Annotated in this window: 9 protein-coding genes; 6 read left to right on the top strand and 3 right to left on the bottom strand. The window is 55.3% G+C overall.

Annotated elements, in window-relative coordinates:
- Window positions 1-3 precede the first annotated feature (3 nt).
- Entirely contained in the window at window positions 4-2,211 is a 2,208-nt protein-coding gene (locus tag EBL_RS17565) for a TonB-dependent receptor (protein WP_014716220.1), read from the bottom strand.
- A gap of 303 nt (window positions 2,212-2,514) precedes the next feature.
- On the opposite strand from EBL_RS17565, the gene EBL_RS17570 reads away from it, so the two are divergent.
- Together EBL_RS17570 and EBL_RS17575 are read left to right on the top strand one after the other, a co-directional pair.
- On the top strand, window positions 2,515-2,868 hold the full coding sequence (locus EBL_RS17570) for a hypothetical protein (protein WP_002441516.1): 354 nt from the start codon (window positions 2,515-2,517) through the stop codon (window positions 2,866-2,868).
- 164 nt (window positions 2,869-3,032) lie between these two features.
- On the top strand, window positions 3,033-3,368 hold the full coding sequence (locus EBL_RS17575) for a zinc ribbon domain-containing protein YjdM (RefSeq protein WP_002441513.1): 336 nt from the start codon (window positions 3,033-3,035) through the stop codon (window positions 3,366-3,368).
- A 104-nt stretch (window positions 3,369-3,472) separates the two neighbouring features.
- Here the strand turns inward: EBL_RS17575 and EBL_RS20770 are convergent, their stop codons facing one another.
- Entirely contained in the window at window positions 3,473-4,192 is a 720-nt protein-coding gene (locus EBL_RS20770) for a hypothetical protein (RefSeq protein WP_014716222.1), read from the bottom strand.
- A 266-nt stretch (window positions 4,193-4,458) separates the two neighbouring features.
- Here EBL_RS20770 and EBL_RS17590 point away from each other — a divergent pair, with 266 nt between their 5' ends.
- Both EBL_RS17590 and EBL_RS17595 read left to right on the top strand, forming a co-directional pair.
- A complete protein-coding gene (locus EBL_RS17590) occupies window positions 4,459-6,609 on the top strand; it encodes a formate dehydrogenase H subunit alpha, selenocysteine-containing (RefSeq protein ID WP_002441512.1) in 2,151 nt (716 codons plus the stop codon).
- A 136-nt stretch (window positions 6,610-6,745) separates the two neighbouring features.
- On the top strand, window positions 6,746-7,429 hold the full coding sequence (locus EBL_RS17595) for a tetratricopeptide repeat protein (protein ID WP_174270555.1): 684 nt from the start codon (window positions 6,746-6,748) through the stop codon (window positions 7,427-7,429).
- Between the two features lie 36 nt (window positions 7,430-7,465).
- On the opposite strand, the gene gltP is transcribed toward EBL_RS17595, so the two are convergent.
- Window positions 7,466-8,779 carry a glutamate/aspartate:proton symporter GltP gene (gene gltP / locus EBL_RS17600; RefSeq protein WP_014716225.1) on the bottom strand — a complete coding sequence of 438 codons (1,314 nt, stop codon included), beginning with the start codon at window positions 8,777-8,779 and terminating at the stop codon, window positions 7,466-7,468.
- A 477-nt stretch (window positions 8,780-9,256) separates the two neighbouring features.
- Between gltP and acs the strand changes: the two genes are divergently transcribed.
- Together acs and EBL_RS17610 are read left to right on the top strand one after the other, a co-directional pair.
- Complete coding sequence (gene acs / locus EBL_RS17605; protein ID WP_002441506.1) at window positions 9,257-11,215, top strand: acetate--CoA ligase; 1,959 nt, start codon at window positions 9,257-9,259, stop codon at window positions 11,213-11,215.
- Between the two features lie 175 nt (window positions 11,216-11,390).
- Window positions 11,391-11,705 carry a DUF485 domain-containing protein gene (locus EBL_RS17610; RefSeq protein WP_002441505.1) on the top strand — a complete coding sequence of 105 codons (315 nt, stop codon included), beginning with the start codon at window positions 11,391-11,393 and terminating at the stop codon, window positions 11,703-11,705.
- Window position 11,706 lies beyond the last annotated feature (1 nt).

The raw sequence follows: 11,706 nt of genomic DNA on the forward strand, positions 1-11,706 counted from the left end.
CGCTCAGAAATCAAAGGTGACATTCGCCCGCACTTCGCGGCCATCGCCCAGAAATGCGCTGGGTGAGCCGTTCTCCCCGTCCGTACCGGAAGGGAAGATAGACGCCCAGTAGTGCTCATTGGTCACGTTATTTACCGCAATGCGCAGTGTGGTTGGCACGTTGTTGATTTTTGTGGTGTAGCGAGTGCCCAGATCCAGCGTGGTATAGCTCCCGGCCCAGGAGGTGTTGGTATCATTGGCCGCCCGCTTACCGGTGTAATGCACATTGGCGCTGTATACCCACTGGGGCACAGAGGGCAGGCTGTACTCCATCAGCATATTGGCCTGCACTTTCGCCACCCCGACCACGCGCTTATTGCTGGTACTTTCTGACACGGTATTTTTCAGTTGCGGATCGAGGAAGGTCACCCCGCTGAAAATATTCAGCCCCTGCCATACGTTGCCGCTGGCGGTCAGCTCCAGCCCTTTATTCAGCTGGTCGCCCTGCTCTTTGTACTCCATGTCCCGGGTATCAACGTAAGCAAACGGCCGTTTCAGGCGGAACAGCGCCGCGCCGAGATTCATCCCGGCCACATCGGCTTTCAGCCCCACCTCATACTGGCGGCTGCGATACGGATCGAGGGTCTGGCCTTCATTTTTCAGCCCTGCGTTGGTCGGGGCGGTCCCCCCCTGCTCCAGGGAGTCCGCATAGCTGACATAGGCCATAACCGATGGGGTGATGTTGTACATCAGCGCCACATTCGGGCTCAGGCCGTTATTGTTGGTTTCGCTGGTTTTCCCGCCGCCGCTGGCGTAGTTGCGGGTCTGCATCCAGCTCTGGCTGAGGTAAAACATAGCCGACCATTGGGGGTTAAAGGTGACCGTATCGCCCACTGTCACGCTCTGCTGCGTGTTCTGGCTGGATTTGTAGCGCGCCCCGTTTTTATGGATTTTACCGTCGGCGGGCTCCTCCATCGGGCTGGGGTTGTACATATTCGTGGTGCCCAGATCATAACGCTGGCTGGCCCCTTTACTGCTGTACAGGGACCAGACATACCCGGTGGTGGAGAGCGCCACGTCATGGCCCACGCTTCCGGTAGTCAGATGCCCGTTCAGTGTCACGCTGTTACTTAACACCCGGAAGCGCCCGGCGGCGCTGGCGTTGCTCAGCGAGCGTTTAATATCCCCCTGGTTGTCCGTGATCGTGCTGGAAACAGAGCGCATGGCGCGATCGGCCTGCTGCCAGCCCACCCCGCCGCTGACATACCAGTCATCATTGATATAGTGGATCAGCCGGGTGCTGACCGTGTCCGTGGTAAGATCATTACCGGCCGTTTTAAGGGACAGGTTTTTATCTTTCGCGCTGGTAGCGGAAGGCAGCTTCACGCCGGGGCCATAGCTGAAACCACCGGGATAGCCCTTTTTCAGGTACTCATAGTGGCTGTAATCCAGCTGCATCTGCGTGCCGGGCTGAATATTCCAGTCCAGCGCCACCGCCAGCAGCTTACGGCGCAGGGTGCTGTTTTTTACACTGCCTTCGCCGTCTTCATTCAGCAGGTTTATCCGGTAGCCCAGTTTATGGCCGTCATCCAGGTGCCCCCCTAAATCAATATGCCCGGTATAGGCGCCGCGGCTCTGATAGCCCAGCGTTACCCTGCGCAGGGTCTGTTCTGTGGGGCGTTTGGCGGTGAAATTAAACTGCCCGGCCGGGCTGGCCGGGCCATACAGAGCACCGGTCAGGCTGTTGAGTACATCCATACGCTCCAGCATTTCAACCGGAAACGCCGTGGTCGAAACCACATTTAACCCGTCCAGGCGGCTGTTCGCCACCACGCTCCCCTGCATCCCCCGGCTCTGGGGGCGGCCAACATCCATCCCGCCGCGCGCCTGCATCTGGGTGCTGGGGGAGTATTTCAGCAGCTCGCTGACACTCATCGCCTGCTGATTATCAATCATATCCCGGGTCACCGTGGTGGAGGAATAAGGCGTAGCGACCCAGCCCCGGTTCCCCAGCGGGCCCACCTCGATATCATCCGTTTTAAACCCGGCCCCCGACACCTGATCACCGGATCCGCCTGTGGCCGCACCGGCTTTACCGGCCAGGCCGTCGACCACGATTTGATCTTCTTGTTTGTTTTCGCTTTTTTCATCTGTCGCCGCCGCAAGGGCGCAATGAGGAAACCAGGAGAGCAGCAGCGGCATCAGCGCTGCAAGTTTTACGGAGTTGTTCATGACCAGACGCACATATCGTTATATAAAATTTTATATTACGGTAAGCAGCCCACTGACAAATATGATCAGGATCACATTAATTCACGATCTGAATCGCTAACTCATTATTGGTATTGATTTTTTATTTTTCAGCCCGGGGCAAAATTTTACTTATTTCATTAGAAAAACTAATAATCAAAAACCTGCAAGAAAAATGCATAATAATTCAGTTAATAGCACGAATAACGCCAGACTGGCGGCGAAAAAACGTTATTAATAGCAACTTGTCACCTGTATAACGGGAACAGAGTTGGGAATAAAATTATGCAGTATGACCTTAACGCGCTGGTTAACCACGCCACACATCTGGAACAACAGGGGCTGTTTCGCCGGGCGTTGCGCCTCTGGCAGGAGATAGCCACCAGGCCAGACGCCAGTGATGAACTGCGGGAACGCGCCTGGACACAGATAACCGGCACCGTGGGTGACCGGGCCGCCGCTGGCGGCGAACCTCACGCCGACCCCCTCCCCAGACCAAACCGTAAATATCTGGTTGCGGAAGATAAAAAGCGCATTATGGCTTACTTTGCCATGGGCTACTCCAGCGCCACGATTTGTGGGCTGACCGGCCGCTCCCGCTCCTTTGTGGCGACCTGCCGTAAAAACGCGACTTCCTGAGTGCTCAGGGCTGGTTAAATCCTGCCAGGCGTGAAAAAAACCCCGACAACCGGGGGGAATTAATGTACAATGCGCGACTCTTTTTCACGCCACAGCGTGTTTTTACGCTGAAACCACTATTTTCAGCACTATTATCCTGTACGCTGATGTTCAGAGGAACCGCCATGTCATTACCTAACTGCCCACAGTGCAATTCTGAATACACCTATGAAGATAACGGAATGTATATCTGCCCTGAATGCGCCCACGAATGGAACGACAATGAGCCGCAGGCGGAAGACGATGTGCTGGTGGTAAAAGATGCAAATGGCAACCTGCTGGCCGACGGCGATAGCGTCACCGTTATCAAAGATTTAAAAGTCAAAGGCAGCTCTTCCATGCTGAAAATCGGCACCAAAGTGAAGAATATCCGCCTGGTTGAAGGCGATCACAACATAGACTGCAAAATTGATGGTTTTGGCCCGATGAAGCTGAAATCAGAGTTCGTTAAAAAGAACTGATCCCCCCTATTCTGGCAACGGATTGCCGGGGTGAACGCGCCGCCGTTCTCCTGTAGCAACGTCCCGCTGGTGCGGGACACCCCCTTCATCTGGCCTTCTGCCGGTCAGTACCCCTGGTTCTGACGACGCTGCTGTTCTTCCTGCTGACGCCGCTGCTGCTCTTGCTGCTGGCGCTGTTGTTCCTGCTGCTGGCGCCGCTGCTCTTCCTGCTGGCGACGTTGCTCCTGTTGCTGACGCTGCTGCTCTTCCTGCTGACGACGCTGCTGCTCCTGTTGCTGGCGGTGCTGCTCTTCCTGCTGGCGGCGGTGTTCATCTTGCTGGCGACGCTGCTCCTGCTCACGACGCTGAGACTCCTGATAATGTTGCTGCTCGCGCTGGCGCTGGATCTCCTGCTGCTGACGGCGACGTTCTTCCCGCTGGCGGCGGCGTTCATCGGCCTGACGGCGCTGCTCATCCCGCCACTGGCGCTGGCGCTCCAGATCCTGGCGGTGCAGCTCGCTCTGCTGGCGGTAATACTCGTCTTCCTGGCGGCGCCGTTCATCTTCCCGGCGGCGGCGCTCGTCTTCCCGACGCCACTGCTCATCGCGCCACTGGGGATCGTCGTCATCGTAGCGCTCGTCGTCCCCATAGCGGTCGTCATCGTCATCGGTATAGCGATCGTCACCATCACGTGACGTGCCCGCACTGAAAGCATCGTCCAGAGCCCGGGAGACCGAGCTGACAGTCTGCCCGACAATATCATCCAGCGCATCTGCCCGGGCACCGTGCAGCGGTGCCAGTATAAGCAGGGAATAGATCAGTACAGCAAAACCGTGTCGCGTCATGGTGCTCTCTCCGCAGTAATGTTTTCAGGCTAAAATACCCGCAGTGCTTCCCATAGCGGAGAAGTCTCAAATCATTAACATGGCGCACGCCATCGTCACGTCACTTTTGACGATCTTCTGATTTTCGTCATCGCTGTGCTGCATTTTTGGGCGTATTCTCAACGAAAAACCTTGCTTTAAATGTGGCATAGATCCTGCATTAACTGTAGAGATATCACGATGGCCCAGTTCAGGCCGTCTTAAAAGTGTTAACTGGAGCAACGCGGATGAAAAAAGTCGTCACGGTTTGCCCTTACTGCGCATCAGGCTGCAAGATAAACCTGGTGGTAGATAACGGCAAGATCGTCCGGGCGGAGCCTGCACAGGGGAAAACCAATCAGGGAACCCTGTGCCTGAAAGGCTACTACGGCTGGGATTTTATTAACGATACCCAGATCCTGACCCCCCGCCTGAGAACCCCAATGATTCGTCGCCAGCGCGGCGGCAAACTGGAACCGGTCTCCTGGGATGAGGCGCTGAACTATGTCGCTGACCGCCTGAGTGCCATCAAAGCGAAATATGGTCCGGATGCCATTCAGACCACGGGTTCATCCCGCGGGACCGGGAACGAAACCAACTATATCATGCAGAAATTCGCGCGCGCCGTTATTGGTACCAATAACGTCGACTGCTGCGCTCGTGTCTGACACGGCCCTTCGGTTGCAGGTCTGCACCAATCGGTCGGTAACGGCGCAATGAGCAACGCTATCACGGAAATTGATGGCGCTGATTTAGTCTTTATTTTCGGGTATAACCCGGCGGATTCTCACCCGATCGTGGCAAATCACGTGATTAATGCCAAACGTAACGGGGCGAAAATCATTGTCTGCGACCCGCGCAAAATTGAAACCGCGCGTATTGCCGACATGCATATTGCACTGAAAAACGGTTCTAACATCGCGCTGCTGAACGCTATCGGGCACGTGATTATTGAAGAAGAGCTGTACGACAAAGCCTTTGTGGCCCAGCGTACAGAAGGCTACGAGGAATATCGTAAAATCGTCGAAGGCTATACGCCGGAGTCCGTTGAAGATATTACCGGCGTCAGCGCGGCAGAGATTCGTCAGGCCGCACGTATGTACGCCACGGCGGGCAGCGCCGCTATCCTGTGGGGCATGGGTGTTACCCAGTTCTACCAGGGTGTGGAAACCGTCCGTTCACTGACCAGTCTGGCGATGCTGACCGGTAACCTGGGTAAACCGTCTTGTGGGGTGAACCCGGTACGTGGTCAGAACAACGTTCAGGGTGCCTGCGATATGGGTGCACTGCCGGACGTATTCCCGGACTACCAGAAAGTGTCTGACCCGGCCATCAGCGAGAAATTCGCCAAAGCCTGGGGTGTGGAAAGCCTGCCGAAACATACGGGTTACCGTATCAGTGAGCTGCCACACAACGTTGAACACGGTAAGGTTCGCGCGGCCTATATTATGGGTGAAGACCCGTTACAGACCGATGCGGAACTCTCCTCCGTGCGTAAGGCCTTTGAAGATCTGGAGCTGGTTATCGTTCAGGATATCTTCATGACCAAAACCGCCTCTCAGGCTGACGTCATTCTGCCGTCTACCTCCTGGGGTGAGCATGAAGGGGTTTACACCGCAGCGGACCGTGGCTTCCAGCGCTTCTTTAAAGCGGTAGAGCCGAAGTGGGACCTGAAAACGGACTGGCAGATCATCGGTGAGATCGCCACCCGTATGGGTTACCCGATGCACTACAACAACACCCAGGAGATCTGGGACGAGTTGCGTCATCTGTCTCCGGACTTCCTCGGCGCCACCTATGAAAAAATGGGTGAACTGGGGTATATCCTGTGGCCGTGCCGCGATGAGTCTGACGCCGACCAGGGGACCTCTTATCTGTTTAAAGAGAAGTTCGATACCCCGAACGGTCTGGGCCAGTTCTTCACCTGTGACTGGGTGCCGCCTATCGATAAACTGACCGAACAGTACCCGATGGTGCTGTCAACGGTACGTGAAGTCGGCCACTACTCTTGCCGTTCTATGACCGGTAACTGTGCGGCCCTGGCGGCCCTGGCGGATGAACCGGGTTATGCGCAAATCAATACTGCCGATGCAGAACGCCTTGGCATTAAAGATGAAGAGCTTATCTGGGTGAACTCCCGTAAAGGCCGGGTTATTACCCGGGCTAACGTCAGCGATCGTCCGAACAAGGGTGCAGTCTATATGACGTATCAGTGGTGGATTGGTGCCTGTAACGAGCTGGTGTCTGAAAACCTCAGCCCGATAACCAAAACCCCGGAATACAAATATTGTGCAGTCAATATTGAACGCATCGCCGATCAGCACGCCGCTGAACAGTATGTGATTGATGAGTACAACAAACTGAAAGCCCGCCTGCGGGAAACCGCACTGGTGAACTAAGGCCACCTGGCCTGCAGACAAACGGGATGAGTCGCCTCATCCCGTTTTTTTTATCTCAGTTTCACGGCAGCTGCCCATTTCCTTCTTACCAGAGCCACCCTATACTGCGCGCCATGTTGACGAGCGAAAAATGATAATGAAACCCCTGCTACTGGCGCTATTTTTACTTCCTCTGATGGCCACTGCTGAAGAGATCGACAGCCCCTGGCTACAACAGGCCCTGCAAGGCGATCGCCGGGCCCAGTATTATCTGGCCGATACCTGGTTTAGCGCAGACGATATGCAGCAGTCTGCCTTCTGGGCGCAAAAATCTGCCGCCCAGGGCGACGCAGACGCCATGGCCCTGCTGGCGCAAATCACCCTGGCAGGGCCGGAGGCCGACCGCTATACCCGCGCCAGACACCAGGCCGAGCAGGCCGCAAAGGCCGGAAGCCCCCGGGGCCAGGTGGTCCTGGCCCGTCTCCTGGTCAATAGCCAGGCAGGGAGCACCGACTACCCCCGCGCCATCCGTTTACTGGAGCAGGCGGCGAAAAATAACGAAAACGACAGTGCCGTAGACGCCCAGATGTGGCTTGGGATCATCTACGCAAACGGCAGCGGCATTGCCGAAGATAACGACCAGGCCACCCGCTGGTTTAAACAAAGCTCCATGCTGTCGCGCACCGGCTATGCGGAATACTGGGCCGGTATGCTCTTCAGCCAGGGGGAAAAGGGCTTTATTGTGCCGAACAAACAAAAGGCACTGCAGTGGATGAACCTGAGCTGTACAGAAGGGTTTGATACCGGGTGTGAGGCCTTTGAGCAACTCAGCGGCCAGTAAGAAATGTCCCCCTCCCGGGAGGGGGACACAGGGCTATCAGGGCTTCGCTGTGGTGTCGAATTTACCCAGCATTTCCCGCTCATAAGCGGCGGCTTTTTTGCGGTCGAATTTGTGTTCCCACTTGGAAATCACCAGCACCGCCAGCGCATTACCCACCACGTTCAGCGCGGTACGGGCCATATCCAGAATACGGTCAACACCGGCAATAAAGGCCAGACCTTCCAGCGGAATACCCACACTGCCGAGCGTGGCAAGCAACACCACAAAAGAGACCCCCGGCACCCCGGCAATCCCCTTTGAGGTCACCATCAGGGTGAGCACCAGGATAATCTCCTGGCCAATCGACAGCTCGATACCGTACAGCTGGGCGATAAAAATGGCCGCAATACTCTGGTACAGGGTGGAGCCATCCAGGTTAAACGAGTAGCCCGTCGGCACCACGAAGCTGGTTATCGACGCCGGTGCCCCGTAGGCTTCCATCTTCTCGATTATCCGCGGCAGCACGCTCTCGGAGCTGGCGGTGGAATAGGCGAGGATAAGCTCATCTTTAAGAATGCGAATCAGGATCCAGATCCGCAGCCCGCACATGCGCGCCACAATCCCCAGCACCGCCAGCGCAAAGAAGGCGATGGCGAAGTACACCAGAATCACCAGCTTTGCCAGCGGCCACAGGGAGGCGAAACCGAAGTTTGCCACGGTCACGGAAATCAGGGCAAAGACCCCCACCGGCGCGTAGCGCATCACCATATGGGTGACTTTAAACATGGTTTCAGACACCGAGCGGAACACGGTAACCAGCGGCTCCCGGTGGCTGGCAGGCAGAGAGGAGAGCCCGAGCCCGAACAGCACCGAGAAGAAAATAATCGGCAGCATATCGCCCTTCGCCATGGAGGCCACAATATTGGTGGGCACCAGGGAGAGAATGGTCCCCATCAGCCCGTGGGCGTGGCTTTGTACATCGGCGGTGGTGCTCTGGTATTTAGAGATATCTACCGTTGCCAGCTGGCTCATATCAATCCCGTGCCCTGGCTGGAACACGTTCGCCAGGGTGATCCCCAGCACAATAGCAACGGTGGTTATCACTTCAAAATAGAGGATAGTTTTGGCGCCAATCCGGCCCAGTTGCTTCGCATCGCCGACACCGGCAATCCCCACCACCAGGGTGGATATCACAATCGGGACGACAATCATTTTGATCAGGTGAATAAAGATATCACCGGCCGGTGATAAAAAGTTATTAACAAGCCACTCGCGGCTGTCGGCCTGATAGTGCAGCACGCTACCCAGAATGATACCGAGTACCAGCGCTATCAGGATCTGCCAGGCAAGGCTGACTTTACTCTTCTTCATAACAACGAATACCCCATAAAACGCCATTCTCATGCAGTTTTTCTATGAGAACGTCAAAACTGAAAGTGTATGACTAACGTCGAATGATGACGGGAAGTCACAGGCTCGCACACTGGCCTGAAACCCGACGATAAACCTCACGAAGACTCGTTAAGGCATAACAACTTATATCAGTACCATCTGCGCGATTATCGCGCAAGTATTGATATTTATCGCCATGTAATTAACAGGGTCTATATAACCATTAGTTTATACAAAACTACCATCCTAACTTAATGTTATTAAAAGCATTTAATTATCATCAATTTCATTAATCATTATGTGAAATTAATGTTATTCAAAGAATCAACAGCGCACTTTTTAGCCTTTCAGTTTTAAGCGTGATCTGCCGCCCAAATAGTAAACAAAGCCTTCACGCCCCCTACACTTAACTTTTGCGTGACATATTATTAACATTCTATAAGGAGAAAAAAAGCCATGAGCCAAATACATAAACATCCTATTCCCGCAAACATTGCGGAACATTGCCTGATAAACCCGGAGCAGTACCACGAGAAGTACCAGCAGTCCGTTCAGGATCCGGCCGCCTTCTGGGGCGAGCAGGGAAAAATCCTCGACTGGATCAAACCCTACACTACCGTTAAGAATACCTCTTTTGCCCCCGGGAACGTCTCCATTAAATGGTATGAAGACGGCACCCTGAACCTGGCCGCCAACTGCCTGGATCGCCATCTGGCAGAGCGCGGCGACCAGACCGCCATCATCTGGGAAGGCGACGACGCCAGCCAGAGCACCACCCTCACCTATCGCCAGCTACATCAGGCGGTGTGCAAATTTGCCAACGTTCTGACCGGGCTTGGCATTAAAAAAGGGGATGTGGTGGCCATTTATATGCCCATGGTGCCGGAAGCCGCCGTCGCCATGCTGGCCTGTGCCCGGGTGGGCGCTATCCACTCAGTGATTTTCGGCGGCTTCTCGCCGGAGGCGGTAGCCGGGCGCATTATCGATTCCAGCTCCCGTCTGGTTATCACCGCTGATGAGGGCATCCGCGCCGGGCGCAAGATCCCGCTGAAGAAAAACGTGGACGACGCGCTGAAAAACCCGGGGGTGACAAGCGTTGATAACGTGGTGGTATTCCGCCGCACCGGCAGCAATATCGACTGGTACGAAGGGCGCGACCTGTGGTGGCACGAGCTGACCGCCAGCGCCAGCAGTGAGCACCAGCCGGTAGAAGTGAACGCGGAAGATCCGCTGTTTATTCTCTATACCTCAGGCTCCACCGGTAAACCCAAAGGGGTGCTGCACACCACCGGTGGTTACCTGGTCTATGCCGCCACCACCTTCCTGTATACCTTTGACTATCACCCGGGCGAGATCTACTGGTGCACCGCGGATGTGGGCTGGGTAACCGGCCACAGCTATCTGCTGTATGGCCCGCTGGCCTGTGGTGCTACCACCCTGATATTTGAAGGGGTGCCAAACTGGCCCCAGCCTAACCGCATGGCCCAGGTGGTGGATAAGCACAAGGTCAATATTCTCTACACCGCGCCAACGGCTATCCGCGCACTGATGGCCGAGGGCGATAAAGCCATCGAAGGGACGGATCGCTCCTCCCTGCGCCTGCTGGGCTCGGTGGGTGAGCCCATTAACCCGGAAGCCTGGGAGTGGTTCTGGCACAAAATCGGCAACGGTAAGTGCCCGATTGTCGACACCTGGTGGCAGACGGAAACCGGGGGCTTTATGATAACCCCGCTGCCGGGCGCCACCCCGCTGAAAGCCGGCTCCGCCACCCTGCCCTTCTTTGGCGTGCAGCCTGCCCTGGTGGATAACGAAGGCCACGTTCAGCAGGGTGCCTGTGATGGTAACCTGGTTATCACCGACTCATGGCCGGGCCAGGCCCGTACCTTGTTTGGCGATCACGAGCGCTTTGAACAAACTTATTTCTCCACCTTTAAGAACTGCTATTTCAGCGGTGACGGTGCCCGCCGTGACGAAGACGGCTACTACTGGATAACCGGGCGCGTGGACGATGTCCTCAACGTGTCCGGCCACCGCCTGGGCACGGCAGAGATCGAGTCCGCCCTGGTATCACACCCGAAGATTGCCGAAGCGGCCGTGGTGGGAATACCCCACAACATCAAAGGCCAGGCGATTTACGCGTATGTCACCCTGAATCACGGTGAAGAGCCGGATCCGGCCCTGTATGCCGAGGTGCGTAACTGGGTGCGTAAAGAGATTGGCCCGCTGGCCACGCCAGATGTGCTGCACTGGACAGACTCACTACCGAAAACCCGCTCCGGCAAAATTATGCGCCGTATTCTGCGCAAAATTGCCGCCGGAGATACCAGTAATTTCGGGGATACGTCAACCCTGGCCGATCCGGGCGTTGTCGAAAAATTACTGGAAGAGAAACAAACCATCGTTATGCCGTCGTAATGACCTTCCTCCCGGCGTATTTCCCTTCCGGCATTCCTCTGCCGGGAGGGTTGATCGGGTTGTAATACGCCGGAAGATATTATTTGCCAGACCGCAGTTGCCTGAATAACCGCGCCACGGGTTATCTGCCCGGGTGCTGTAATGTATTCATAATAAAACCTCTGGAGACTCTGTGATGAATGACAACATTTATCAACGGATAGAAGACAGTGCGCATTTCAGGGAGTTGGTCGCTAAACGGCAAGGATTTGCCTGCATATTGTCTCTTATCGTACTGGTTATTTATATCGGCTTTATTCTGTTAATTTCATTTGCCCCGGAATGGCTCGGCACCCCTATTAGCCCGGGTAGCAGTGTGACCCGTGGAATTCCGCTCGGGGTGGGGATTATCATTATTTCGTTTATTCTCACCGGTATTTATGTCTGGCGTGCTAATGGTGAGTTTGATCGTCTTAATAAAGAAGTGCTGCATGAGGTAAAAGCATCATGAA

This window comes from Shimwellia blattae DSM 4481 = NBRC 105725, assembly GCF_000262305.1.
GTDB classification, from domain to species: Bacteria; Pseudomonadota; Gammaproteobacteria; order Enterobacterales; family Enterobacteriaceae; genus Shimwellia; species Shimwellia blattae.

What these genes read in the sequence shown, in the direction of transcription:
- EBL_RS17595 (WP_174270555.1), top strand. Translation starts at nt 6,746, where the DNA reads ATGAAACCCCTGCTACTGGCGCTATTTTTACTTCCTCTGATGGCCACT.
- EBL_RS17575 (WP_002441513.1), top strand. Translation starts at nt 3,033, where the DNA reads ATGTCATTACCTAACTGCCCACAGTGCAATTCTGAATACACCTATGAA.
- EBL_RS17565 (WP_014716220.1), bottom strand. Translation starts at nt 2,211, where the DNA reads ATGAACAACTCCGTAAAACTTGCAGCGCTGATGCCGCTGCTGCTCTCC.
- EBL_RS17570 (WP_002441516.1), top strand. Translation starts at nt 2,515, where the DNA reads ATGCAGTATGACCTTAACGCGCTGGTTAACCACGCCACACATCTGGAA.
- gltP (WP_014716225.1), bottom strand. Translation starts at nt 8,779, where the DNA reads ATGAAGAAGAGTAAAGTCAGCCTTGCCTGGCAGATCCTGATAGCGCTG.
- acs (WP_002441506.1), top strand. Translation starts at nt 9,257, where the DNA reads ATGAGCCAAATACATAAACATCCTATTCCCGCAAACATTGCGGAACAT.
- EBL_RS20770 (WP_014716222.1), bottom strand. Translation starts at nt 4,192, where the DNA reads ATGACGCGACACGGTTTTGCTGTACTGATCTATTCCCTGCTTATACTG.
- EBL_RS17610 (WP_002441505.1), top strand. Translation starts at nt 11,391, where the DNA reads ATGAATGACAACATTTATCAACGGATAGAAGACAGTGCGCATTTCAGG.